We start from the raw sequence: 24,517 nt of genomic DNA, 5'->3' as shown, positions 1-24,517 counted from the left end.
GCCTCGCTCCACAACGCAAGGAACGCGCAGCATGACTGCCATCGACAAGGCCGGGACCTTCCAGCTCGGCGACCGCACCGTCCGGCGGCTGGGCTACGGGGCCATGCAGCTGGCCGGCCCGCACGTGTTCGGCCCGCCCAAGGACCGCGCCGCCGCCGTGGCCGTGCTGCGCGAGGCCGTGGCGTCGGGCGTGAACCACATCGACACCAGCGACTATTACGGCCCCTTCGTCACCAACGAGATCATCCGCGAGGCGCTGCATCCCTATGCCGACGACCTGGTGATCGTCACCAAGATCGGCGCCCGGCGCGGCGACGACGCCTCGTGGCTGCCGGCCCAGACGCCGGATGAGCTGCGCTCGGCGGTGCATGACAACCTCAAGCGCCTGGGCCTGGAGGCGCTGGACGTCGTCAACTATCGCGCCATGTTCGGCATGGGCCCGGCCGAGGGCTCGATCGCCGAGCAGGTGGGCGTGCTGGCCGACCTCAAGCGCGAGGGCCTGGTGCGCCACATCGGGATCAGCAACGTCACGCCCACCCAGGTGGCGGAGGCGCGCGGGATCACCGACATCGCCTGCGTCCAGAACATGTACAACCTGGTCCACCGCCAGGACGACGCCATGGTCGACGACCTGGCTAACGCCGGGATCGCCTACGTGCCGTTCTTCCCGCTGGGCGGCTTCTCGCCGGTGCAGTCGACGGCCCTGTCGGCGGTGGCCGAGCGCCTGGGCGCGACGCCGATGCAGGTGGCCCTGGCCTGGCTGCTGCGGCGCTCGCCCAACATCCTGCTGATCCCGGGCACGTCGTCGGTAGGGCACCTGCGGGAGAACCTGGCGGCGGCGGACCTGGCGCTGTCGGACGCGGTGATGGCGGAGTTGGAGGGGGTGGCGGCCTGAGCGCCCTAGCTTCGCCGCAAAGCTGGCGCTGAACGCCAGCCGTGATCGCCGCCTTGCCCCCCATCTCCGACCAGGTCGTCGTCGACCTCTCCGCCGGCAAGCCGGTCAACGTCTTTCGGCCGGACGAGGCGTTCGGGGGCGGGCTGGACGGGATGGGCCAGGGCGAGGTGGCGGCGACCTATACGCCCGCCAACATCAAGGCCATGCGCAAGGTCGGCCTGCGCAAGATCACCTACCGGCTGCGGACCGAGCTGGGCAACCAGGTCTGGCACTGGAACCCGCAAGGCCGCTGGAGCGATCCGGCCCGCGCCCAGGGCTACTGGACGTCAAGCGACAAGCCCGGCCCGGCGATCAACCTGTCGAACGGTTACGACCTGCCCCGGCGGGGCATGACCAAGGACAACGCCAACAACGCCGGCTATTCGCGGCTGGACGACGGCGATGTCCGGACCTTCTGGAAGTCCAATCCGTATCTCGACACCCGCTATACCCACGCTCCGGCGCGGCCGCAGTGGCTGGCCGCCGAGCTGGGCGACGCCAAGCCCATCGACGCCGCGCGGCTGACCTGGGCCACGCCCTACGCGGTCGACTACCAGGTGCAGTACTGGACTGGTCACGACGACTGGGACCCGGACGGCGCCTGGGTGACCTTCCCGCACGGCGACATCAAGGGCGCGACCGGCGGGGTGGCGACCTTGAAACTGGCCGACGCGCCGGTCTCCACGGTCATGGTGCGGGTGCTGATGAGCCGCGCCTCGGGGATCGCGCCGAAGGGCTCGACCGACGTCCGCGACGGCCTGGGCTACGCGATCGCCGAGGTCGGGTTCGGGACGCTGGACGCCAAGGGTTTCCACGACGCCATCCGCAAGGGCCGCTCGCGCACGACCCAGAGCGTCATGCACGTGTCCTCGACCGATCCGTGGCACCGGGCGGTCGACAAGAACCTCGATCTGGAACAGCCGGGCCTGGACCTCGTCTACCGCAGCGGCCTGACCAGCGGCCTGCCGATGATTGTCCCGGTCGGGGCGCTGTTCGACACGCCCGAGAACGTCGCGGCCGAGATCCGCTGGCTGCAGCGGCGCGGCTACCCCGTCGACCAGGTCGAGATCGGCGAGGAGGCCGACGGCCAGTACAACGCGCCCGAGGACTATGCCGCGCTCTACGGCCAGATGGCCGACGCGGTCCACGCGGTGAACCCGAACATCACCACCGGCGGCCCCAGCCTGCAGAACGCCGTCGCCGAGATGTGGGGCCCGGACGCCGGCGAGGACCGCTCGTGGACCCGTCGCTTCGTCGACGCCCTGGCCGCGCAAGGCCGGCTGAAGGACCTGGGCTTCGTGTCGTTCGAGCACTATCCGTTCGACGACGTCTGCGGCGACACCGCCGGCAAGCTGCTGGACCACGACGCCCTGCTGGACGCCGACCTGCAGCGGCTACGCGACGACCATGTGCCGGCCAGCACGCCGCTGGTGATCAGCGAGTACGGCTTCTCGGCCTATTCGGGGCGGGTGATGTCGGAGATGCCGGCGGCGCTGCTGAACGCCGACATCGTCGGGCGGTTCATGGCCAGCGGCGGCAAGCAGGCCTTCCTGTTCGGCTTCACGCCCAACCAGCCGATCAACCAGCATCTGGCCTGCGCCGGCTACGGCAACATGATGACCTGGCAGACGGACGAGACCGGCGCGGCCCGTTGGCACAACCCCACCTTCTACGCCGCCTGGCTGCTGGCCAACGCCTGGAGCCAGCCGGGTCACGGCGAGCATGAGATCTGGCCCGCCGCGTCCAGCGTCCGCGACGCCAAGGGTCGCCCGGCGATCAGTTCCTACGCCGTCCATCGCCCCGACGGCCGCTGGTCCGTGATGCTGGTCAACCGCGATCCCAAGGCCGCCCACATGGCCCAGGTCGCCTTCCAGGGTGGTCCCGCGCGGGGCTTCGCCGGCCCCGTCGAGATCTGGCGCTACGATCGCTCGCGCTACGTCTGGAAGGACGCGGGCGAGAAGAGCCGACCAGTCCGCGACCTGCCGCCCCTGAAGCTGCGCCAGGACGGGACCAAGCCCGTGCTCGTGCCGCCGTGGTCGATCGTGGTCGTGCGCGGCGCGGTCAGCCCGACAGCGCCTCGCTGAGCACCCGCATCGCCCTGGTGAGGATGCTCAGCAGCGGCAGCGCCATGAGCTCCTTCATCGTCATCGCCATCAGCGCCGCCAGGCCGGCGATCAGCGCCGTCTCCAGGGTCGCGCCGCCCTTCTCCTCCGCCGCGAACGCGCGGAGGCGAGAGCCCTTCTTCGAGCCGTGATTCATCCCACTGTCCCAAACCGAAACTGAACGGTCGGGTCAGCGCAAGCCGGGCGCCAACTTGGGGTGGAGTTGGGGGAGCCTAGTGCTTCCCGAAGATGTCCTGCACCTTCATGATCGCCGGGCCCATGATCATGACGAACAGCACGGGCAGGAAGAACATGATCATCGGCACGGTCAGCTGGGCCGGCAGGGCCGCGGCTTTCTTTTCAGCGGCCGAGAGGCGCAGGTCGCGGTTTTCCTTGGCCATGACGCGCAGGGCTGTGCCCAACGGCGTGCCGTAGCGCTCGGCCTGGATCATGGCGGTGGCCACGGACTTGATGCCCGGATGGTTGGTCCGGCGGGCCAGGTTCTCATAGGCCTGGCGGCGGTCGGGCAGGTAGGACAGCTCGGCGGTGAGCAAGGACAGTTCCTCGGCCAGCTCCATCGACTGGCCGCCGACCTCGGCGCCGACCTTCTGGATGGCCGCCTCGATCGACATGCCGCTTTCCACGCAGATCAGCAGCAGGTCCAGCGAGTCCGGGAAGGCGGCCACGATCGACTCGCGGCGCTTCTGGGCGACGTTGCTGATGTAGACGTTGGGCGCGTAGTAGCCGACGGCCAGGGCGGCCACGCAGGCGCACAGCTTCTGGATTGGCAGGAAGCCGAAGCCGTTGACGACGTTCAGATAGAACCCGACCACGGCGGCGAACACGAACGGCGCCACGAAGCGGAAGAAGTAGAAGGTCGTCACCGGGCGCGGCCCGCGGAAACCGGCCTGGGCCAGGTTGTCGACGACCTTGGGATCCTCCAGCAGCCGCGACAGCTGCAGCCGGTCCACGACGTTCTTGTAGAGGCCCTCGTCCTGGTGGCGCAGGGTGCTGGCGCCGGGCGCCCCGCCCCGCGCGGCGATGCTCTGGCGCGAGCGGCGGCGCAGTTCCTCGCGGCGGTTGGCCACTGACTTCAGGCGGCCTTCCAGGCTGTTGTTGCGCAGCGCCGGCGAGGCCAGGGTGATGATGGTCGCGAACGTCACCAGGGCGATGAACGCCGTCAGGATGTTCGAGGGATCGGTCAGGGTCTCGACGAGTTTCAAGGCGGCCCTCCCCTCAGAACTTGAAGTTGATCATCTTGCGCATCACCAGGATGCCCAGGGTCATCCACACGAGGCCGCCCAGCACCATCAGCTGGCCGCGCGGATCGGTGAACATCGGCTTCATGTAGGCCGGCGAGGTGACGCTGATCAGGCCGACGACGCCCGGCGGCAGGCAGCCGATGATCGAGGCCGAGGCGACGGCTTCGGCCGACAGCGCCTTGATCTTCTCCTTCATCAGCTTGCGCGCGCGCAGGACGGTGGAGAGGTTGCCCAGGGCCTCGGCCAGGTTGCCGCCGGTCTTGGCCTGGATGCCCAGCACGATCGAGAAGAAGCGCAGCTCGCTGGTGGGCATGCGCTCGTACATCTTCTCCAGGGCCGCATCGATCGGCACGCCCATGGCGATGTTCTCGGTCAGGGTGCGGAACTCGCCGCCCAGGGGCTCGGGGCTCTCCTTGCCGATGATCTTCAGGCAGTCGTGGACCGGCAGGCCCGACTTGATGCCGCGCACGATGATGTCGATGGCGTCCGAGAAGGCCTCGGTGAACTTCTTGGTCCGGCTCTTGGCCAGGAAGCTCAGCACCCAGCGCGGCAGGCCCAGGCCGGCGGCGAAACCGCCAAACAGGGCGAACAGCGGATGCTGGCCCAGGACGAGCACGATCAGGGCGACGACCAGGGCCAGCACGCCGCTGATGATCCAGAACATCTTGACGTTCTGGCCCAGGCCCGCGGCCAGCATGCGCGCGCTGATGCTCAGCGTGGCCTTCTTCTGCTTGCGCTCCTGTTCCTTGAGCGCCTTGAGGATGTTCTGGCGACGGGCGTCGGGCGTGTTGGCGGCGGCCTTGGCGCGGACGCTGGCCTGACGCTCGCCGCCCCCGGCGATCATCTGGGCGCGCTTGGCGGCCTTGGCCTGGCCGTTGTCGCCGCCGGCGAAGGCGAAGCCCAGGCCCGCGATGGTGATGAAGCCCAGGATACCGGCCAGGATGAACAGCATCGCCGCCTACTCCGCCGCGTCGAGGGCTTCGGCCAGCTCGCGCTCCAGGCCGTAGTAGCGGGCGCGATCCCAGAAGCGCGGACGGGCGATGCCGGTCGAGCGGTGCTTGCCCACGACCTTGCCCTCGGCGTCCTCGCCGGTGATCTCGTAGACGAACAGGTCCTGGGTGACGATGACATCGCCTTCCAGGCCCACCACCTCGGTGATGTGGGTGATGCGGCGGCTACCGTCACGAAGGCGGGCGGCCTGGACGATGACGTCGACCGAGCCGACGATCATCTCCTTGATGGTCTTCGAGGGCAGGCCGTAGCCGCCCATGGTGATCATGGACTCGATACGGCTGATGGCTTCGCGCGGGCTGTTGGCGTGCAGCGTGCCCATCGAGCCGTCGTGGCCGGTGTTCATGGCCTGCAGGAGGTCGAACGCCTCCGGGCCACGGACTTCGCCGACGATGATGCGTTCGGGACGCATCCGCAGACAGTTCTTGACCAGGTCCCGCATGGTCACCGCGCCGGAGCCTTCCAGGTTCGGCGGACGGGTTTCCAGGCGCACGACGTGCGGCTGCTGCAGCTGCAGTTCGGCGGCGTCTTCGCAGGTCACGACCCGTTCGGTGGGGTCGATGAACGCGGTCATGGTGTTGAGCAGGGTCGTCTTGCCCGAACCCGTACCGCCGGAGATGACGATGTTGCAGCGGCAGGCGCCGATGACGCCCAGGACCCGCGCCCCTTCGGGACTGATGGAGGCGAACTCCACCAGGTTCTTCATGGTCAGCTTGTCCTTCTTGAACTTCCGGATGGTCAGGGTGGGACCATCCAGAGCCAAGGGCGGCGCGATGACGTTGACGCGCGAGCCGTCGGGCAGGCGGGCGTCGCAGATCGGCGAGCTTTCGTCGACGCGGCGGCCGACCTGGCTGACGATCCGCTGGCAGATGTTCATCAGCTGCAGATTGTCGCGGAAGCGCACGTTGGTCAGCTGGACCTTGCCGCCCACTTCGATGAACACACGGTGCGCGCCATTGACCATGATGTCGGCGATGTCGTCGCGGGCCAGCAAGGGCTCCAGCGGACCATAGCCGAGGACGTCGTTGATGATGTCCTGGACCAGGTGCTCCTGCTCGGAGACCGACATCGAGACGTTCTTGATCGCCACCAGCTCGGCGACGATGTCGCGGATCTCTTCGGCCGCCGCCTTGATGTCGAGCTGGGCCAGCTGGCTCAGGTCGATGGTGTTCAGCAGGGCGTTGAAGATCGTGGTCTTGGTGGCGTGGTAGTAGTCGCTCTGCTCACGGACGATGTTGGTCGTCTGGGCGGCGGCGACGCCCTGGGCGGCGCGCAGCTGGTCGAGGCCCACCGTCGCCTTGGGCGCGGGGCCGCCGGTCTTGGGACCGTTGACCTTGGGCGGCGGAGCGGTCGGGGCGGGCGCGGCGGCGGCGGGCTCGACCCGCTGCGGACGCGTGGCGATGGCCGCGCCGCCCGCCGGGGCGGGGGGCGGCGCCTTCTGTTCGGCGGGGGCTGACTGATCGCGCTTGCCGAACATCTACTTCTTCTTGAACAGGCCCGAGAGCATGGAAGACTTCTGCGAGGGCGGCGGCTCGCGGCGGCTGATCAGGCGGGCCAGGTGCTCCAGCCCCTCGGCGGCCTTCGACTTCGGCGCCACCTCGGCCAGCATCTGGCCGTTGTTGGCGGCCATGCCGTAGGGCTTGGGGTCGAACGGCAGCACCAGCGAAGGCTGGACGCCCAGGGCCTCGCCGAAGTCCTTCACGGGGATCTCGGGACGGCCGGGCACGCCGACCTGGTTCAGCACCAGGCGCGGCGGCACGTCGTTGGGGCGCGAGCCCTTGACCAGGTCGATGATGTTCTTGGCGTTGCGCAGGGAGGCCAGGTCCGGCGTGGCGACCACGACCAGGTCGTCCGAGCCGACCAGCACCCGGCGGCAGGCCGCGTTCCAGACGTGCGGGATGTCCAGCACCACGAAGGGCGCCGCGCCGCGGATCTTCTGGGTCACTTCCTCATAGGCGTCGGCGCCGAACTCGTAGTCGTCGTCCAGCGAGGCCGGGGCGGCGAACAGGCTCAGGCGATCGCCGCAGCGGACCATCATGCGGTCCATCAGCACCGGGTCCAGGCGGTCGGGCTGGCTCAGCGCGTCCAGCACGCCTTGCAGCGGGTCCTGATTGAAGTCCAGGCCGGCGGTGCCGAAGGCCAGGTCGAGGTCGACCAGCACCGTGGCGGTCTGCATCTTCTCGGCCATGGCCCATGCGAAGTTGTGCGAGAGCGTCGAGGCCCCCACCCCGCCCTTGGCGCCGACGAAGGCGATCTGGCGGCCGACGAACGGCGCGGACGGGTCGGCATAGAGGCCGCCGACGGCGCGGATCACCTGCAACGGACCCAGCGGTTGGGTAAGGTACTCGCTGACCCCGCGACGCATCAGCTCGCGATAGAGGGCGATGTCGTTGGTCTGGCCCAGCACGACGACCTTGGTGCCCGGGTCGCAGACCTGGGCCAGGCTGTCGAGCAGGTGCAGCAGGCGCTGGGCGCTGTCGTTGGTCTCGACCATGACCAGCGAGGGCGTCGGCTGGTTCTGGTAGTACTCGACCGCCGCTTCCAGGCCGCCGTCGCGGACGATGGTCGAGGCCCGGGCCATGCGGCGATCCGCGGCGGCGTGCTCGACCATGGCCGCCGTTTCCGGACGGGCGCAGAAGGCGTGGATGGTGATGCGCGGGATGGCCGCGTCGCCCATGCCGCCGTCGGCGAGAGGCTCGTGATAGACCGGCGCGGCGGGCGCCGCCTCGGCGACGTCCAGATCGTGATCCTCATAGGCCGCGGCGGCCGGTTGCGGCGCGCGCTGTTGCGGCTGCGGCTGCGGGGGCCGCTGCTGCGGTTGCGGCTGCGGAGCGCGTTGCTGCTGTTGTTGCGGCTGAGCCGGGCGCGGCGCCTGAGCCTGCGGCGCGCGCGGCTGCGGCGCTTCCGGGCGAGCGGGCGGGAAGTCGGCGAACGGGTCGTCGAAGCCGCCCACGGCCGGGTTCAGCGACGGCGGCGCGGACGCGCGCCAGGGATCGGACGCGCCCGTCGTGAACTCGTCGGCGGCGTCGAAGCCCAGGTCGAAGGGGTCGTTGTCGGACGGCCGCATTACGGGATCGCCTTCGTGAGCGAGGCGCTGGCCTGGTCGTCCTTCTTGGAGCTGGTCACTTCGCCCTTGCGGTACTTGCCGAACACTTCGCCGCGACGGCCGGCGTCGATCGGGGTCATGTCACGCGGCCGGACCAGGTCCTCGGGGTTGGCGACCTGAGCGGCCAGGTTGGCGGCGATGGCGCAGCCGAAATTGTCGTAGGCGGTGTTGTTGCGGGTAGCCGTCAGGTTCTCCCAACGCTCGCCGCATTTGATCTTCTCGGCCTCGTAACGGAGGAAGCCGACGCGGATGGTGGCGTCGTCCGGACCGGCCGGGTTGAAGCCGACGACCCGCACGCGCGAGCCCGCCGCGCCCAGGGTGATCAGGCGATCGCGGATCTGGGTGGCCATGGCGCCGCTGTTGTTGGGCGTGGTCACGACCAGCTCGCGGGCTTCGGCCTGCAGCCAGCGGTCCATCAGGGCCTCCAGCGCGGCCGACTGGTTGGCCGACAGGCCCGTGGCATGCGGGGCCAGCACGATCTCGTCCGGCGCGGACGTGACCTTGATCTTGTCCATCCACTGCTGGGTGTCGGTCGCCGCGGTCTTCGACGGGCCCTGGTCGGGCGGCGTCGAGGCGCAGGCGGCAAGGCCCGACATGGCCAGGGCCACGAGGACGGTCTTGACGAAAGGCTTGTGCGTCATGGCGGCGTCCTACTCGATCACATAGCCGACGGGGCCCTGGTACGCGCGCCCCGCGTTGGCGCCCGCGGGCGCCTTGACCACCTTGTTGAGCCGGCCCAGCAGGACCGTGCTCATGTCGTTGGCGAATTCCAGGCCGTCGGCCGGCGTCTGCAGGTTCTGCGGACGGGTCGGGTCGACGATGTAGGGGGTGATGATGACCACCAGCTCGGTCTGACCGTTCTGGAAGTCGCGCGACCGGAACAGCGCGCCCAGGATCGGCATCGAGGTCATGCCGGGCAGCGAGTCGATGGTCTGCTTGGAGGTCTGCTGCAGCAGGCCGGCGATCATGAACGCCCCGCCCGACGGCGCTTCGACCGTGGTCTCGGCGCGGCGGACCGTCAGGCCCGGCACCACCAGGGTCGAGTTCGTGCCGTTGGCCAGCGAGAACGCGCCCAGGCTGGACAGTTCCGAGACCTCGGTCGAGATCTTCAGCGAGATACGGCCGCCCGACAGCACCACCGGGGTGAAGCCCAGGCCCACGCCGTACGGCTTGAACTCGATCGAGACCTTGCCGGTGTCGTCATTGCCGGTCGGGACCGGGAACTCGCCGCCGACCAGGAAGTGGCCCGCTTCGCCGGACACGGCCGTCAGGCTCGGCTCGGCCAGGGTGCGCATCAAGCCCACGCGCTCGAAGGCCTGCAGACAGGCGCCCAGCTTGTTGCCGGTGACGGTCTGCCAGGCGGTCTGGGCGACCGCGCCCAGCGTGCTGGTGACGGCGTTGGACGTCGTGCTGGACGAGCCGGTGTTGGTGCCGCTGCCGCTGTTGATCGAGCTGGTGAAGGTCCGCGAGCCGTCCGGCGAGACCGACGTCGTGACGTCGGCCAGGCTGGTCGAGCTGCTGAAGTTGCTGGACTGGTTCGTCCCGCTGCTGGACCCCGACTGGCTGGTGGTGCTGTTGTTCAGCTGGTTGTTGGTCGTGCGCAGGTTGTTGCGGCCGTAGCAGAGGTCGGCCCCGCCCAGCATCGCGCCGTTGACGCCGAAGGTGTTGTCGCGGCCCAGGCCGTAGGTCTTGAACCCGTCGTTGAGCAGGTTCGAGGTCGAGATGCCCAGCTGCTTGATGACGTTGCGCTGCACCTCGACGATGCGGACCTGCAGCATCACCTGGTCCTTGCCGGCGATGGTCAGCATGTTCAGCACGTTCTCCGGCTTGCCGGTGAACTGGGCGGCGATGCGCGAGACGGCGTCGGATTCCGAGGCGTTGCGGACCATGCCGGTCAGCACGACGCTGTCGCGGATCGGCTGAACCTGGATCTTGGAGTCGGGCAGCACGCGGGCCAGGGTGGCGGCCAGTTGCTCGACCGGCTGGACCACGCGGATGTTCAGCGACACGATCCGGCGGCCGGCGGCGTCGAAGAAGGCCGCGTCGGTCACGCCCTCGGTCAGGCCCAGCACATAGACCCGGCGCTTGTCGCGCAGCACGGTGTCGGCCACCAGCGGGTTGGTGACCAGCAGGTCGCGGACGTCGCTGGGCAGCTCGATGATCGCCGACTTGCCCCGGACCAGCTCGACCGTGGCGGCGCTCTGGTCGGCGTTGAGGACGATGCGGGTCACCTGGTCGCCCATCGGCGGCGGCGGAGCGATCGGCATCGCCGGCATCACCGGAGCCGGGGCCGGACGCGAGACGCGGGCGGCGGGGCGATAGACGTGCGAGCCGCCGACCGGACCGTCGGCGAAGGCCGGCGCGGTCGAGGACAGGCCCAGCAGGACAGCCAGGTTGGCCGTCAGGATGCGGCGCTTGGGATGCATGGGGACCTTCACCGGGCGGCTCATGGACGCACCGCCACGCTGGTGGTCTGGCCGCCGCGATTGATGCGGATGGTGGGTTCTTCAGCGGCGATGACGGGCGCCTGGGCCTTGGCGTTGGTGATGCCCGAGGGACCGCCCAGGTCGGTATAGGCGCGCAGGGCCAGGGTGACCGGGCCGCTGGCCTTGGCGCGGGTCAGGGCCTCGGCCTCGGCCGGACCGACCTCGAGGGTGGCGGTGGCCGCGACGATGGACTTGGCGTCCTTCTCGGCGGAGGTCGACTGGTCGAGCGCCAGCACGCGGATGTTCTCCAGCACGGTCTCGGCGCGGATCAGCTTGTTGCCGCCGCCGTTGGCGCTGGTGTCCTGCAGCTCGCGGGTCATCAGCACGTCGACGCGGTCGCCGGGCAGGATGAAGCCGCCGACCGCGGTCTCGGAGGTGACCGGCACGGCCATGGCGCGCTTGCCGGGGGTCAGGACGACGGACAGGTAGCCGCCCTCGCCGCCGCGCACGATCTTGCGGTTGGTGATCGGTTCGCCGGTCAGGACGGGGTCGCGGACGATCGCGCCCTCGACGATCTTGGCGGGGTCGCCGCCGATCATCTGGTCGGCGGCGCCGCTGACGGCGGCCTTGGCGGCCTCGACCTTGCCGTCCGGCGAGGCCTGGGCCGCGCCATTGGTGATGAAGGCGCTGTTGATGGCGTCGGAGGGCCAGGCCTGCCAGGTGACGTCGGCGGCCACCAGGCGCGTGCCGATCGGCAGGTCGCGCTTGGCGACCAGGACCTGGGTCATGGGTTTGCCCGGCGCTACGGGGGCCGCGGCGGCGACCGGCGCGACCGGCTTGCCGCCCAGCGCGCGCTGCAGGACCACGGCCAGGCCGATGGCCGAGACGGCGGCGATCAGGACGATCAGGAGTCGAACGGGGCTCATGGCGCGGGCTGAAACTCTAGGGGGAGCCGAGCGGCCGCCAATTCGGCGAGCGCGCACGATTCGTCAGTCAGCCTTTCTGGCCACGTCCCATGCTCGCCTGTGCATGGTTAACGGCTGCTAAAAGTTTTCACCGTTCAGGAGGCGGGACACGCGGCAGGGTGTCGCGGGATGAGTCAGCGCGCGGCTGGACTCAACTCAAAGGAGTCTCAACCCAGGGCGGCGACGGCGAGCGCGCCGTGCGGGAAGGCCCAGAGGGCGCCGGCGGCGATGGCGACGCCATAGGGCAGATCGCTCTCCTTGGCCGTCAGCTTGCGCAGCCAGGCCGGGCCGCCGGCCATCACCGGGACCAGGTAGCCCGAGCGGAGGGCCAGGATGGTCAGGGTCAGGACGCCGCCCGCCAGACCGGTATAGACAAGGAACATGAAGGCGCCGGGCCAGCCCATCCACAGGGCGCAGACCGCGAACAGCTTGCCGTCGCCGCCGCCGATCCAGCCGGCCGCGAACATCCCCATTCCGAGGACAAGAGCGCCGACGCCCACGGCCAGGCACAGGCCGATCTGGGCCAGGGGCGCGCCGCAGATCAGCGCGGTCGGCACGAAGGCGGCCAGCAGGGCCAGCGAGATCCAGTTGGGGATCGTGTAGCTGACCAGGTCCTTCAGCCCGCCCAGGATGGCCAGGATCGGGAAGATCAGCAGCAGCGGGATCTGGATGGCTTGCATGCTCTCGAGCCTTCTTCAGTCCCTCGCGGGACCTCTTCGACCGGGTCATTCTGGGACGGACGGGTGAAGCAATCGTTTCCCGCGAACGGGGAAATCCAGGCTTCAAAACAAAAGAAAAGGGCCGAGGCGTAAGCCTCGACCCTCTTCTTTTCGAGCGTGTAGCCTAGGACTTAGGAACCGCCAGCGGTCGAGACCTTGTCGGCGACGCTCTTGAACTTCGAGTTCAGGTTGGTGCCCAGGACGGTGACGCCCGAGATGATGACGACGGCGATGAGGGCAGCGATCAGGCCGTATTCGATGGCCGTGGCGCCCGATTCATCCTTCAGAAAGCGCGTGACGAACTTGGTCATGAGTAGATCTCCTAAAGTCAGAGCGGGTTGATTTGAGGTCTCAAGCCGGCTCGACTTGCTCACCCCCGAAAACACGATCAATTTCGCCCAGCTCGCTTAATGGCCAGTAAATGCGGAATAGTTTTCAGCGATTTTCTTTTGGTTTATTTGTATTTACCGTTATTTGTTCTTAACCATGGGCGCGACAAACGCGCTCAATCCCTTCTGAATCAAGGACTTTCTCAAGCGACGCTTGGACGCATACAGCGTGGCTTTAGTCTTTTGTTGACCAAACAAAGTGATGCTGCGGGACATTCGGATCCCAGATCGGAAACCTCATGCGTCGCCTCTCGCTCGCCATCGCCGCCGTCCTGACCCTCTCGGGCGCGGCTGCTCATGCTCAAACGGGCGTCCTGCCGGTCACGGCGGCCTCCGTCGAACTGCCGCTCGGCCAGGGCGAGACCTCCTACGTGACCGTGGGCGGCGCGGTGCGCGACGTCGTGGTCGCCGATCCGGCGGTCGCCGACATCAGCGTCGTCAACGAGCGCACCCTGCTGGTCATGGGCAAGCGTCCGGGCGTCACCGCCCTGATGATCTTCGGGGCCGGCGGCCGCACCCTGGCCGCCCGCCAGGTGGTGGTCTCGGAAAGCGGCGACAGCGGCGTGACCATCTATCGCGGCGTCAACGGCGCCGGCTATGCCTGCGCCAGCCGCTGCACCCGCGTGGTCGCCGCCGCCCCGGGCGCCGCCGCTCCCGCCCCGGCCGCGGGCACGCCGTAAGCGCCCCTCACGTACGTAGGCGCGCGCTCTAACCACTTGGTAGGATCGCTCGGCTAACCTGCGGGACGATCACTTCAGGGTCCTGGCGCCGCATGGCCTACAGCTTCATCCCCGTTCGCGCCCGCCGCCGGCTGGCCCGCCTGACCGGCCGCTTCTCGCGCGCCGAGCAGGGCGCGACGGCGGTCGAGTTCGCCCTGGTCTTCATGCCGTTCCTGATGCTCATCTTCGCGATGATCGAGCTGGGCCTGGCGTTCCTGGTCTCGCTCCTGCTCGAGAACGCCATCATCGACGTGGGCCGCACCATCCGCACCGGCGAGGTGCAGACCACCGGCGGCACCGCCGCCACCTTCAAGACCGCCGTCTGCAACAGGATCGGGGTGATCGGCTCGATGAGCTGCTCCAGCGCCCTGCAGCTCGACGTGCGCACCTATGCCGACTACTCGACCAGCAACAGCTCGTCGGCCGCCACCGGCACCGTGCCGACCACCATGCAGTTCACCCCCGGCGTGGCCGGCTCGATCGTGCTGGTCCGCGCCTACTACACCTGGCCGCTGGTCACGCCGCTGCTGCAGACCGGTCTGCAGAATTCCAGCGGCAAGCGGATCATCTACGCCGCCACCGCCTTCACCAACGAGCCGTACGACCAATGACCCGTCGCTCGCCCCGTTTCCTGAAAAGCGTCTCGCTGAAGACCTTCTGGCGCGATCGCCGTGGCGTCACGGCCATCGAGTTCGCCCTGATCGCCCCCGTGCTGCTGCTGATGTACTGCGGCTTCGCCGAGACGACCCAGGCCATGATGGCCCAGCGGCGCCTGTCGAACCTGACCTCGCAGATCGGCGACTTGGTGGCCCAGGGCACCCAGACGGGCCCGCTGAAGATGAACGACAACTTCGCCATCGGGAACGTGATCATGGCCCCCTACCCGACGGCCACGCTGAAGATGTGCATCTACAGCGTCATCTCGGACGACAAGGGCAAGGACACCGTCGCCTGGGTGCAGCCCAACGCCGCCGGGGCCGGCATGACCGGCTGCCCGTCCAAGGCGGGCGTGACCGTCACCGACATCCCGGTCGGCGCCCTGCCCGCCAGCCAGAGCATCATCGTCTCCAAGGCCAGCTACGACTACACCTCGCCGATCAAGCTGGTCATGCAGTCCACCATGACCTTCAAGCGCACCTACTATCTGCGCCCGCGCCGCACCGACGCGGTGGCCTGGATCAACACGCTGTAGCCAGTTTCTCGACCAGCGGGTGCGGCGCGAAGACGCGTTCGCCCAGCTGAGCGATCGGACGCACGCCGATCAGGCTGTTGGTCAGGAACACAGCTTCGGCGCGGTCCAGCGCATCGGCCCCAGCCGCGACCTCCTCGACCGGCTCCAGCGCCAGCAGCCGCGCCCGGGTGATCCCCGCCAGCACGCCGCAGTCCAGGCGCGGGGTGTAGAGCCGCCCGTCCTCGATCCAGAACAGGTTGGCCGCCGCCGCGCAGGCGAGCTCGCCGCGATTGTTCAGCATCACCGCCTCGTCGACGCCGGCGGCCTTGGCCTCGGCCCGGGCCAGGACGTTGTCGAGATAGCTCAGGGTCTTCAGGCGCGAGGCCGGCGAGCCCTCGTTGCGGCGCGTGGTCGCGATGATCGCCGTGGCCGGGGTCGCGGGCGGCGCGGACGGCGCGGCCGTGGCGAACAGACGCGGCAGCGGCACGGCCGGCCGGTCCAGCCCGCGCCCGCCCGAGCCGGCGGTCAGGGTCAGGCGCACGGCGAACCGGCCCTCCCCCCGGATGGCGTCACGCACCCGGCGCTCGGCCTCGTCGCGGGCGAACGGCAGGTCCAGCATCGCGCAGCCGGCGGCCATGCGGTCGAGGTGGGCGGTCAGATGCGGCAGATCGCCGTCCACCGCCAGCAGGGTCTCGAACAGGCCGTCGCCCAACAGCAGGCCGCGATCGTTTTGGGGGATCATTCCGTCAGGGCCCTCTTCAGCGCGGCGATCTTGGCCTCGGTCTCCAGGCGCTCGCCGTGCGGGTCGCTGTCGGCGACGATCCCGGCTCCGGCGCGGGCCTCCAGCGTCCAACCTTGGCCGTCCTGCACGAGACCGACTGTGCGGATCAGCACGCTGGAGTCGAACGCCCCGTCGAAGCCGGCCCAGAAAAGCGATCCGCAATAGGGTCCGCGCGGCGGCTCCAGGCTGGTGATGACCTTCATCGCCTGGACCTTGGGCGCCCCGGTGATCGAGCCGGGCGGGAAGCTGGCCCGCAGCAGGTCGGCGACCGTTCGACCGCTGGCCAGCCGGCCGGTCACCGTCGAGACCAGGTGATGGACGTTGGCGAAGCTCTCGACCTTGAAGAGCTCCGGCGCGCGGACGCTGCCCGGCGGGCTGACCCGGGCCAGGTCGTTGCGCATCAGGTCGACGATCATCAGGTTCTCGGCCCGGTCCTTGTCGCTGGCCAGCAGCGCGGCGGCCAGGGCGCGGTCCTCGGTCGCGTCGCGGCCTCGGGGACGAGTGCCCTTGATCGGCTGGGTCAGGATCGCGCCGGCCGCGTCGACCTTCAGGAACCGCTCGGGCGAGTTGGAGACCAGCGCCCGCCCCGGCAGGCGGAGATAGGCCGAGAACGGGGCCGGGCTCTGGCCGCGCAGCCGAGTGAACAGGTCGAACGGGTCGGCGCCGGCGGCGAGGCGCCCGGTCCAGGCGCGGGCGATATTGGCCTGGAAGATCTCGCCGGAGAGGATGCGGGAGACCACTTCGGCGACGGCGGCCTCGTAGGCCTCGCCGTCGGAGGCGGTGAGGTCCGGGCACAGCGGACCTTCGAACGGCGCCTGGTCGGCGGAGGCGTCCAGCCAGGCGAGGGCGTCCCGAGCTCTGCTCTGGGCCTCGCTGTCAGTCTCGCCGCGTCCGACCGCAACGACCTGCCGTGCGTGATGGTCGAAGGCCAGCAGCGCCGGATAGCGGGCGCAGGTCAGGTCCGGCCAGGCGGTGCGGGCGAGGTTCAATTGCTCGACGCGGTCGCCGAGCTCGTAGGACGCCAGGCCGACGACGCCACCTTGGAAAGGGGGACCTTCCGGATCGGCGGGCAAGCGAGGGCCGAGCAGGTCGGTCAGCGCGACGAACGGATCGTCAGCGACCTCGAACGTCTCGTCCGGCTGGCGCAGCAGATACGACCACCGCCCCGCGCCACCCGTGACCAAGGCGCAGGCGTACGCCTCGTCCCGGAACGGGGCCAACGCCCACACCGGCTCGCGCCAGGGGGCGGTTAGAAGAGCGACGCGGCGCATGGGCGGGGTTTAGCGGCTCCCGCCCGTCGGGACTACTCCCGTCCCCCGCCCTTCACCGTGAACAGCCCGATCAGCCCCAGGGCCAGCAGCCCCGCGATCGGGATGAACCCGGCCACCTGGCTGGCGAAGATCTTCGTCGCCAGGGCCACCAGCAGCGAGCCCAGCCACATGGTCGCCGTGCCCGACAGCGAGAACAGGCCAAAGAAGGCCGCCATCCGATCCGGCGGGGCCAGGCGCACCAGCAGCGTGCGGCTCGAGGCGTATTGCGCGGTGACGAAGACGGCGATCAGCAGGCCGAGGCCCAGATAGATGATCTCCGGCAAGGTGCGGAACAGCGGGCCGTTCCAGACGGCGGGATGGGTCGCCGCGTCCCAGGTCCAGAAGTAGAGGATCTTCTCGCGGCCCATGCCCAGCGTGCCCAGCAGCACCAGGATGCAGACCCCGACCTCGACCTGGATCGCGCGGCGCGGCCCCAGGGTCTTGTCGAACCACGGCGCGACGAGGCCTCCCAGCACCCCGAAGATCGACAGCGAGATGCCGTAGGCCAGCATCTCCAGCTCGCCCCACTTCATGAGGCCGGCCGCGAACAGGCCGCCGAAGATCAGCAGCGCGGTCATGCCGTCGCAATAGAGCATCCGCGCGCCCAGGAACTTGGCGACGTCGGCATGGCCCTTGAGGTTGCCGAAGGTGTCGAGGATCAGCTTGATGCCTTCCTTGATCGACGCGAGCAGCGAGACGCCGGTGCGCGGGGCGTCGCGGGTCCACAGGAAGAACGGGATCGCGCCCAGCAGCATGACCGCCGCCGACAGCGGTCCGACGACGCGGCTGGGCTCGTGGTCGGCCTGGCTGAGGCCGAACAGCGGGGCCGACGGCACGAACGACCACGGCACCACGCCGGGCAGTACGAAGGCCCACATCACGAAGATCAGCAGAGACACCGAAAGGCCGTTGGCGAGCGCGTAGCCCAGGCCAGACAGCACCGGCTCCTGACCCTTCTCGGCCGAGCGCGCCAGCAGCGAATTGTTGAGCACGTCGCCGCAGTTATAGGCCACGCCCAGGACGATCAGCGCCAGGCCGACGAGGTCGACCGGCAGCCCGCCGGGCTTGGCCAGCCACAGGGCGAACAGCAGCGGGGCCATGATCGCCAGGATCCCGGCCATGAACGGCTTGCGCGGCCCGAACCGCTCGATCGAGGCCCCCAGGATCGGGGCCAGGGCGGCGGTCAGCAGGCCATAGACGGTGGAGATGTCGGCGACGGTCGCCTGGCCCCGGACCGGATCGCCGACCAGCACCCGCGAGAAGTAGGGCGAGAAGACATAGATGGTGACCAGGATCACATAGGGGTCGCGCGAGCCCTGGTGCAGGATCCAGCTGAGCGCGCCTCGGGAGAGCTTCTGTTTGGGCGCGGGGACCAGTTCGTCGTCGCCCACGACATCGCTCATGCCCGGAGGGGCGCCCGCCAACTCGCTCATACCGCACCCTGATGACGCTTGGCCCTCTGGTGGGGCCGTGGGGTGAGGCTGGACCTTAAACGAGCGTTTGTCACGTGGCGGATTTGGAGTTTCCTTCTCCCCTTGCGGGAGAAGGTGTCAGCCGCAGGCTGACGGATGAGGGGTCGCGCCGGACGTGCCGAGAAACCCCTCACCCGACCCGCTTCGCGGGCCACCCTCTCCCGCAAGGGGAGAGGGGATTAGGCGAGAATGTGAGCCCTGACAGCTTCCCGCGTGTCCGCATCAACCCCCACCGCCTGCTCCAGATACCCGTCCAGCCCCCCGTGCTGCGCCTTGATCACCTCGAACGCCGCCGCCAGGTACCGCGCCTCGACGCCCATCGCCGCGCGCATGGCGGCTTCGTCCGGGCGGCGGCCGGTCAGGCCCTGGATGTGGTCCATGAACATCGCCCCGCGCCGGTCGAAGCGGGTCGGGTCGTTGGTCAGCAGGTAGTCGTCGATGACGTCGTCATCCGACACCCCGGCGATGTGGTGGGTCAGGGCGGCCAGCACGCCGGTGCGGTCCTTGCCCGCCGCGCAGTGGATCAGGGCCGGACCCTTGCCTTCCGCCAGCGCCAGGAAGTAGCGGCGGAAGAGGTCGATGTGCCGTTCCTTGAACGGCAGGCGCCGGTAGTACTCGTCCATATAGTCGTGGACCGTATCCACCGTGAGGTCGGTGCTGGTGATGAACTCCAGCCACGGATCGACGCCGGTGACGCCCAGGTCGTTGTCGATCACCTGTGCGGCGAACCCCGTCCAGCGGCGCGAGGGCGAACGCTCGCGCTCATTGGGCCGGCGCAGGTCGACGAGGGTGACGATGCCCATGGCCGCCAGGGTCGCGAGGTCGGCGTCGGTGGCCTCGGCCTGGTGGGCGGCGCGGAACAGCACGCCCCGCTTCAGGCGTCCCTCCCCCACGGCGTAGTCGCCGAAATCGCGGAAGTTCTCGACGCCTTGGAGAGGGATGTGCCGGGTCATTCTACTTCCTTAGCAGCGGCTGGATGCGGTCCTGCAACGGCTGGTCGACATAGGTGTGGAAGAGCCACGCGGCCCCATAGGCGATCGGGAAGCCGGCCAGCCACATCAGCCACTGCCAGCCGATGCCGATCGGCACCGTCTCGATCAGCTTGTGGACGGCGCTCCAATAGATCACGCCCACGAAGATGTGGGTGATGAACAGGGCGAAGGAGAGCTTGGCGCCCTCCTCGATCCACTGGCGCGGGTTCTTCACCGGCAGGCGGCCGGCGCCCAGCACGATCATGGCGATGGCCAGCAGCGACGGGCCGTCGAACAGCCAGGTGTCGGGCAGGGCGTAGCGGTCCAGCGGCTGGGTGATGACCAGCAGGGCGACGCCGCCCCACAGCAGGGCCTTGGCCGCCTGCTCCGACGGCCAGCGCATGTCGACCGCGCGCGCCAGGCAGATGCCGAGGATGAACAGCGGCAGGGCGCGGATGACGCCGTACTGGAACTGCAGATCCGGCAGGGCGTGGTGGAAGACGTGGCGGGCGACGACCTCGAACACCGCCAGGATCGCGGCCGCGCCCAGCGGCAGCACCCAGGCGTGGCGCACCTTGCTGACCGTCTTCCAGAAGAACGGGAACAGGGCGTAGCAGACGATCAGCGCCGACAGCGACCAGCTGGGCAGGTTCCAGCCGTCGCTGGTGAAGCCCCAGGCGTGGACCAGGAAGGCCTGGGCCGGCAGTTGGTCCCAGGCGAAGCGGCTGGGCTTGTGGGCGTCGGTGCCGACGGTGTTGAGCAGCAGCACCAGCACGGCCAGGAAGCCCAGCACCACCAGGTGCCCCGGCCACACCCGCGCCGCACGGCGGGCCCAGAAGCGCACCGGCGAGATCCGCCCGCTCAGCACCGAGCCGCCATAGGCCCGGCCCAGCACATAGCCGGACAACATCAGGAAGAAGTCTGTCGCCAGGAACCCGCGCGAGAACACCTGGCCGAAGCGCTCGATCCGCATCGGGCTCTCGGCGCCATAGTGGTAGACGACGATCAGCAGCGAGGCGAGGAAGCGCAGGAAATCCAGCGCGCCGCCGCGCACGACTTCCCGCTCGGGACGGAGGCTGACGGGCTCCGGCGCGGGCGTCTGACCCGGGGGAATCTGGGAAAGCGGGACGGTCACGGCCGGCGGCATACCAAAGCCGGCCTTCCTGCGAAAGTCGTCAGCCCAAGGTCGGCTTGCGGTATGGCGTCACGGCCACTATCTGCAACTTCTACTGTTTCCAATAGGTTTCGACCATGTCTCGCATGCCCGTCCTGTTCGTCGGCCACGGCTCGCCGATGAACGCCATCGAGGACAACGCCTGGAGCCGCGACTGGCGCCGGCTGGGCGAGACCCTGCCGCGCCCCAAGGCCGTGCTGATGGTCAGCGCCCACTGGGAGACGCGCGGCGCCTCGGCGGTGAGCGCTTCTGAAGCGCCGGAGACGATCCACGATTTCGGCGGCTTCCCGCAGGCGCTGTTCGACGTCCAGTACCGGGCGCCGGGCGATCCGGCGCTGGCTGGGCGGGTGGCGGAGCTGCTGTCGCCGGACGTGGTCGTGCAGCATCCGACGCGCGGGCTCGACCATGGCGCCTGGGGCGTGCTGAAGCCGATGTATCCGGACGCGGACGTGCCGGTGGTGCAGCTCAGCATCGATCGCGGGCGGCCGGATCGCTGGCACTACGAGGCCGGGCGGCGCTTGGCGGCTCTGCGCGACGAAGGCGTGCTGATCATGGGCAGCGGCGACATCGTCCATAACCTGCGGGCGGCGGATTTCCGGCGGCCGGAAGCGCCGGAATGGGCGGATCGGTTCAATGAGAAAGCGAAGGCGCTGATCGCGGCGGGGGATCATGACCCGCTGATCGATTGGCGGAGCCTGGGGCCGGACGCGGAGATCTCGATCAACAGCGCCGAGCACTATCTGCCGCTGCTGTATGTGCTCGGGGCGCAGGCGGCTGGTGAGCCGGTGAGCTTCTTCACCGACGACGTGTTCGCGGCGATCTCGATGACGGGCGTGAAGGTCGGCTGACGCTACAGGAGCGCCCCCTCCGTCTCGCTGCGTATCCGCAGCGATCCACCTCCCCCGTTTCACGGGGGAGGAGAAGACCACTTTCCTCCCCCGCATGCGGGGGAGGTGGCGCGGCGCGGATACGCGACGTGACGGAGGGGGCGCTCATAGCACCGCCGCCGCCTTCTCCGCCGCCGCCAACCGCTCCGGCATCCCTTTCCCGTAAATCCCCTGCACCCGCGCCAGCACCCCCGCCGGCGCCGTCTCCGGTCGCCCCGCGTCGAACGGCGGCGCGGGCGCGTATTCCACCGCCAGCTGAATGCTCTGCGCCATCTCCTCGCCGGCCAGTTCCGCCACCATCGTCAAGGCGAAGTCGATCCCCGCCGTCACCCCGCCGCCGGTGATGTAGCGCCCGTCCCGCGCCACCCGCGACGGATCGGGGATCGCCCCGAACAGCGACAGCTGGTCCCGCCACGCCCAGTGGCACGCCGCCCGCTTGCCCTTCAGCAGCCCCGCCGCGCCCAGCACCAGCGAACCGGTGCAGACCGAGGTCACGTACCGCGCCCCATCCGCCAACCGCCGGATCTCGGCGATGAAGTCCATGTCGCCCATGGCCTCGGTGGTCCCGAAGCCGCCCGGCACCAGCAGCACGTCGCAAGCCTCGATATCGGACAGCTTCGGCAGCCGCGCGAAGACCAGCCCATCGGCCTCGATCTCGCCGCCGGCGAGGCTGGCCACCGTCACCTTGGCGCCGGGCAGACGGCACAGCACTTGGTGCGGCCCGGTGAAGTCCAGGTGTGTCACACCCGGGAACAGCGCGATCACGATTTGCAACGACTGGCTCATGCGATGGTCTCCGTCACGATTGACGTGGAGAACATCGTTCAGTTAAGCCTTGTCAGAAATGACATAGTTCCCACGGAAACAGCCAATGCCCCGCGCGATCGGCTTCCTCGTCTACCCCGGCTTCCAGCTGCTGGACGCCACCGGCCCCATCGCGGCCTTCGAGATCGCCGGGCGGTTCTCGCCGGGGGCCTACAGCCTGCATTTCCTGTCGCTACGCGGCGAGCCGACGCCCAGCTCGTCCGGCGTGACCATCCAGACCACGGCCCTGGCCGACGCGCCCAGGCTGGACACCCTGCTGATCTCCGGCGGCGACGGGGTGAAGGTCCCGGCCACCTGTCCCGAGACCCTGGCCTTCGTCCGCGCCGCCGCCCGCGACTGCCGGCGCGTGGCCTCGGTATGCTCGGGAACCTACGTCCTGGCCGAGGCCGGCCTGCTCGAAGGCAAGCGCGCCACCACCCACTGGAGCCGGACCAAGGACTTCCAGCGCCGCTATCCGGGCGTGAAGCTGGAGCCCGACCGCATCTGGATCCAGGACGGGGCGGTGTGGAGCTCGGCCGGCATCACCGCCGGCATCGACCTGTCGCTGGCCCTGATCGGCGCCGACGAGGGCGAGGCCATCGCCCGGCGCACGGCCCAGCAGCTGGTCGTCTATCACCACCGCCCCGGCGGCCAGTCGCAGTTCTCGGCCCTGATCGACCTGCGCCCCGGCCGCTTCGACGCCCTGCTGTCCTGGGCCCGCCAGAACCTGGCCGAGAGCCTGTCGGTCGAGCAACTGGCCGACCGCGCCGCCATGAGCCCGCGCAACTTCGCCCGGCTGTTCGCCCAGGAGACCGGCGTCACCCCCGCCAAGGCCGTCGAGCGCCTGCGGGTCGAGGCCGCCCGCGCCCTGCTGGACAGCCAGCCGCTGCAGGTCGAGGACGTGGCCCTGGAAACGGGCTTTGGCGACTCTGAGCGCATGCGCCGGGCCTTCATCCGCGCCTTCGGCCAGCCGCCCCAGGCGCTGCGCCGCTCGGCGAAGGTTGTGTGAAGGCTACAGAGCCGAAACAGGCCCGCAACATTGCGCGCGGACGGTGCCCGCGTCGGGGGACATCACTGTTCTAAAGAACCTGGAGCACCATATGACCGTCGCGAAGATGCTGGGCGTCACCACCTTGGCCGTCGCCGCCCTGGCCCTGGCCGTCCCCACCGCCGTCACCGCCGCCCCGCACCACAATCGCCCGCACAAGGTGAAGGTCTGCAAGTGGGAGCGTCACCACGGCCACAAGACCAAGGTCTGCCATTGGGTGACCCGCCGCTAAGGCAGGACAAGCGCGGCCGTACATTCGGACATCGCCTCGCAACACCGTGGCCGTATCGTGCGTTTCGGGATCGAGGGACTATTCGATCTTGGAGCACAGTATGACTGTCGCGAAACTGCTGGGCGCTGTCGCCCTGGCGGCCGCCACCCTGACCGTGACCATTCCGGCCACGGCCGGCGCCCACGACCGGTATGATCGTCATGACCGGTACGAGCGCCACCACGACCGTGGCCGTTACGAGCGCGCCCGCTACGATCGCGGTCGCCACTATCGTCCCCACAAGGTGCGGGTGTGCCGCCCCGAGTGGCGTCACCATCACCGGGTGACCATCTGCCGCTACGTGTGGCGCTAACTTGTACGCTTAAGGCCGTCCGCCTCCTCGGCGGGCGGCCGCTAACTCAAGCCGCCGCCGCGTCGCGGGCGGGCAGGAACGGCGCGATCACCGCCGTGACGCGCTCGACCCAGGCTTCCTTCTCGCCCACCGGCGCGACGTAGCGCACGACGTCCTCGGCGTCGGCCAGCCCCGCCGCGCGGGCGATCATCCACACCGCCAGATATTGCGACGACAGGCAGCCGCCCGCCGTGGCGACATTGCCGTGGGCCACGAACGGCGCGTCGATCACCTCGACCCCAGCCTCGATCACCCAGGGCTTGGTCGTGAGGTCCGTGCAGGCCGGCAGCGAGCCGACCAAGCCCAGCCTGGCCAGGATCAGCGTGCCCGAGCACTGCGCTCCGATCAGCTGCCGCGACGGGTCGAGCTTGATCTGAGCCAGCAGCTCAGCGTCGGCCGCGAACTCCCGCGTCCTGATCCCGCTGCCGATCAGCACCGCGTCGGCCTCGGCGGCGAATTCGAGCGGCTGCTGGCGGTGCACCACCACGCCGTTCATCGAGGTCACCGTCTCGGTCGGGCTGGTGATGTGCGCCTTCCAGCCCCTGGCCTTCATGCGGTTCAGCATCGCCGCGGCGATGAACGAGTCCAGCTCGTTGAAACCGTCGAAGGTCAGCACCGCGATCTGCATGGGAGGTCTCCACCG

26 protein-coding genes and 1 pseudogene are annotated in these 24,517 nt (G+C 69.3%); 10 read left to right on the top strand and 17 right to left on the bottom strand.

Annotated elements, in window-relative coordinates:
* Positions 1 to 31: 31 nt before the first annotated feature.
* Both AC07NI_RS23495 and AC07NI_RS23490 read left to right on the top strand, forming a co-directional pair.
* Positions 32 to 895, top strand: coding sequence for an aldo/keto reductase family oxidoreductase (locus tag AC07NI_RS23495; RefSeq protein WP_494623660.1), 864 nt, complete (start codon positions 32 to 34; stop codon positions 893 to 895).
* A 53-nt stretch (positions 896 to 948) separates the two neighbouring features.
* On the top strand, positions 949 to 3,018 hold the full coding sequence (locus tag AC07NI_RS23490) for a discoidin domain-containing protein (protein WP_494623658.1): 2,070 nt from the start codon (positions 949 to 951) through the stop codon (positions 3,016 to 3,018).
* Here AC07NI_RS23490 and AC07NI_RS23485 read toward each other — a convergent pair.
* From AC07NI_RS23485 to AC07NI_RS23440, 10 genes are all read right to left on the bottom strand, one after another.
* Positions 2,996 to 3,193 (bottom strand): hypothetical protein, encoded by a 198-nt coding sequence (locus AC07NI_RS23485; protein WP_494623657.1) that lies wholly within the window; start codon positions 3,191 to 3,193, stop codon positions 2,996 to 2,998. The two genes, AC07NI_RS23490 and AC07NI_RS23485, sit on opposite strands and share 23 nt — an antisense overlap.
* A gap of 76 nt (positions 3,194 to 3,269) precedes the next feature.
* On the bottom strand, positions 3,270 to 4,259 hold the full coding sequence (locus tag AC07NI_RS23480; protein ID WP_494623655.1) for a type II secretion system F family protein: 990 nt from the start codon (positions 4,257 to 4,259) through the stop codon (positions 3,270 to 3,272).
* Between the two features lie 13 nt (positions 4,260 to 4,272).
* Positions 4,273 to 5,250: a type II secretion system F family protein gene (locus tag AC07NI_RS23475; RefSeq protein ID WP_494623653.1), complete on the bottom strand. Its 978-nt coding sequence runs from the start codon at positions 5,248 to 5,250 to the stop codon at positions 4,273 to 4,275.
* Between the two features lie 6 nt (positions 5,251 to 5,256).
* Positions 5,257 to 6,786, bottom strand: a complete 1,530-nt coding sequence (locus tag AC07NI_RS23470; RefSeq protein WP_494623652.1) for a TadA family conjugal transfer-associated ATPase — start codon at positions 6,784 to 6,786, stop codon at positions 5,257 to 5,259.
* Positions 6,787 to 8,376 carry a CpaE/TadZ family protein gene (locus tag AC07NI_RS23465; protein ID WP_494623650.1) on the bottom strand — a complete coding sequence of 530 codons (1,590 nt, stop codon included), beginning with the start codon at positions 8,374 to 8,376 and terminating at the stop codon, positions 6,787 to 6,789.
* Positions 8,376 to 9,056 carry a CpaD family pilus assembly lipoprotein gene (locus AC07NI_RS23460; RefSeq protein WP_494623648.1) on the bottom strand — a complete coding sequence of 227 codons (681 nt, stop codon included), beginning with the start codon at positions 9,054 to 9,056 and terminating at the stop codon, positions 8,376 to 8,378. The genes AC07NI_RS23465 and AC07NI_RS23460 overlap by 1 nt, the downstream gene beginning before the upstream one ends.
* Positions 9,057 to 9,065: 9 nt before the next feature.
* Complete coding sequence (locus AC07NI_RS23455) at positions 9,066 to 10,865, bottom strand: type II and III secretion system protein family protein (protein WP_494623647.1); 1,800 nt, start codon at positions 10,863 to 10,865, stop codon at positions 9,066 to 9,068.
* On the bottom strand, positions 10,862 to 11,767 hold the full coding sequence (cpaB, locus tag AC07NI_RS23450) for a Flp pilus assembly protein CpaB (RefSeq protein WP_494623646.1): 906 nt from the start codon (positions 11,765 to 11,767) through the stop codon (positions 10,862 to 10,864). The genes AC07NI_RS23455 and cpaB overlap by 4 nt, the downstream gene beginning before the upstream one ends.
* 206 nt (positions 11,768 to 11,973) lie before the next feature.
* Positions 11,974 to 12,486 (bottom strand): A24 family peptidase, encoded by a 513-nt coding sequence (locus AC07NI_RS23445; protein ID WP_494623644.1) that lies wholly within the window; start codon positions 12,484 to 12,486, stop codon positions 11,974 to 11,976.
* A gap of 170 nt (positions 12,487 to 12,656) precedes the next feature.
* Positions 12,657 to 12,836, bottom strand: coding sequence for a Flp family type IVb pilin (locus tag AC07NI_RS23440; RefSeq protein ID WP_494623642.1), 180 nt, complete (start codon positions 12,834 to 12,836; stop codon positions 12,657 to 12,659).
* Positions 12,837 to 13,153: 317 nt separating this feature from the next.
* Between AC07NI_RS23440 and AC07NI_RS23435 the strand changes: the two genes are divergently transcribed.
* The 3 genes from AC07NI_RS23435 to AC07NI_RS23425 all read left to right on the top strand — a co-directional run bounded on the left by AC07NI_RS23435 (position 13,154) and on the right by AC07NI_RS23425 (position 14,825).
* On the top strand, positions 13,154 to 13,594 hold the full coding sequence (locus tag AC07NI_RS23435; protein ID WP_494623641.1) for a pilus assembly protein N-terminal domain-containing protein: 441 nt from the start codon (positions 13,154 to 13,156) through the stop codon (positions 13,592 to 13,594).
* A 92-nt stretch (positions 13,595 to 13,686) separates the two neighbouring features.
* Positions 13,687 to 14,244 carry a TadE/TadG family type IV pilus assembly protein gene (locus AC07NI_RS23430; RefSeq protein WP_494623639.1) on the top strand — a complete coding sequence of 186 codons (558 nt, stop codon included), beginning with the start codon at positions 13,687 to 13,689 and terminating at the stop codon, positions 14,242 to 14,244.
* Positions 14,241 to 14,825 (top strand): TadE/TadG family type IV pilus assembly protein, encoded by a 585-nt coding sequence (locus AC07NI_RS23425; protein WP_494623637.1) that lies wholly within the window; start codon positions 14,241 to 14,243, stop codon positions 14,823 to 14,825. Before AC07NI_RS23430 ends, AC07NI_RS23425 begins: the two co-directional genes overlap by 4 nt.
* On the opposite strand, the gene AC07NI_RS23420 is transcribed toward AC07NI_RS23425, so the two are convergent.
* From AC07NI_RS23420 to AC07NI_RS23410, 3 genes are read right to left on the bottom strand one after another with little or no spacing between them, the layout of a single operon-like run.
* Entirely contained in the window at positions 14,812 to 15,546 is a 735-nt protein-coding gene (locus AC07NI_RS23420) for an aminotransferase class IV (RefSeq protein ID WP_494623636.1), read from the bottom strand. The two genes, AC07NI_RS23425 and AC07NI_RS23420, sit on opposite strands and share 14 nt — an antisense overlap.
* A complete protein-coding gene (gene pabB / locus AC07NI_RS23415; RefSeq protein WP_494623634.1) occupies positions 15,543 to 16,856 on the bottom strand; it encodes an aminodeoxychorismate synthase, component I in 1,314 nt (437 codons plus the stop codon). The genes AC07NI_RS23420 and pabB overlap by 4 nt, the downstream gene beginning before the upstream one ends.
* A 32-nt stretch (positions 16,857 to 16,888) precedes the next feature.
* The gene (locus AC07NI_RS23410; protein WP_494623633.1) at positions 16,889 to 18,328 is read right to left on the bottom strand and encodes an MFS transporter; all 1,440 of its coding nucleotides are present in this window, start codon (positions 18,326 to 18,328) and stop codon (positions 16,889 to 16,891) included.
* Between the two features lie 81 nt (positions 18,329 to 18,409).
* Between AC07NI_RS23410 and AC07NI_RS23405 the strand changes: the two are divergent.
* A pseudogene (locus tag AC07NI_RS23405) lies at positions 18,410 to 18,569 on the top strand (hypothetical protein).
* Here the strand turns inward: AC07NI_RS23405 and AC07NI_RS23400 are convergent.
* Positions 18,547 to 19,320, bottom strand: a complete 774-nt coding sequence (locus AC07NI_RS23400) for a tyrosine-protein phosphatase (protein WP_494623631.1) — start codon at positions 19,318 to 19,320, stop codon at positions 18,547 to 18,549. The pseudogene AC07NI_RS23405 and the gene AC07NI_RS23400 overlap by 23 nt on opposite strands.
* A gap of 1 nt (position 19,321) precedes the next feature.
* The gene (locus tag AC07NI_RS23395; RefSeq protein ID WP_494623629.1) at positions 19,322 to 20,485 is read right to left on the bottom strand and encodes an acyltransferase family protein; all 1,164 of its coding nucleotides are present in this window, start codon (positions 20,483 to 20,485) and stop codon (positions 19,322 to 19,324) included.
* Between the two features lie 104 nt (positions 20,486 to 20,589).
* Between AC07NI_RS23395 and ygiD the strand changes: the two genes are divergently transcribed.
* On the top strand, positions 20,590 to 21,360 hold the full coding sequence (ygiD, locus tag AC07NI_RS23390) for a 4,5-DOPA-extradiol-dioxygenase (RefSeq protein ID WP_494623627.1): 771 nt from the start codon (positions 20,590 to 20,592) through the stop codon (positions 21,358 to 21,360).
* A 144-nt stretch (positions 21,361 to 21,504) separates the two neighbouring features.
* On the opposite strand, the gene AC07NI_RS23385 is transcribed toward ygiD, so the two are convergent.
* The gene (locus AC07NI_RS23385; RefSeq protein WP_494623626.1) at positions 21,505 to 22,185 is read right to left on the bottom strand and encodes a DJ-1/PfpI family protein; all 681 of its coding nucleotides are present in this window, start codon (positions 22,183 to 22,185) and stop codon (positions 21,505 to 21,507) included.
* Positions 22,186 to 22,270: 85 nt separating this feature from the next.
* On the opposite strand from AC07NI_RS23385, the gene AC07NI_RS23380 reads away from it, so the two are divergent.
* From AC07NI_RS23380 to AC07NI_RS23370, 3 genes are all read left to right on the top strand, one after another.
* On the top strand, positions 22,271 to 23,212 hold the full coding sequence (locus tag AC07NI_RS23380) for a GlxA family transcriptional regulator (protein ID WP_494623624.1): 942 nt from the start codon (positions 22,271 to 22,273) through the stop codon (positions 23,210 to 23,212).
* Positions 23,213 to 23,303: 91 nt separating this feature from the next.
* Entirely contained in the window at positions 23,304 to 23,483 is a 180-nt protein-coding gene (locus tag AC07NI_RS23375) for an HHHH-motif protein (protein WP_494623622.1), read from the top strand.
* Between the two features lie 100 nt (positions 23,484 to 23,583).
* Complete coding sequence (locus AC07NI_RS23370) at positions 23,584 to 23,835, top strand: hypothetical protein (protein WP_494623620.1); 252 nt, start codon at positions 23,584 to 23,586, stop codon at positions 23,833 to 23,835.
* Positions 23,836 to 23,881: 46 nt separating this feature from the next.
* Here the strand turns inward: AC07NI_RS23370 and AC07NI_RS23365 are convergent, their stop codons facing one another.
* Positions 23,882 to 24,502: a DJ-1/PfpI family protein gene (locus tag AC07NI_RS23365; RefSeq protein ID WP_494623618.1), complete on the bottom strand. Its 621-nt coding sequence runs from the start codon at positions 24,500 to 24,502 to the stop codon at positions 23,882 to 23,884.
* Positions 24,503 to 24,517: the final 15 nt, after the last annotated feature.

The organism is Caulobacter sp. GW821-FHT10E02 (genome assembly GCF_059415225.1).
Note: the sequence above shows the minus strand (reverse complement) of the source record. Positions and strands in the feature narration are given on the sequence as shown.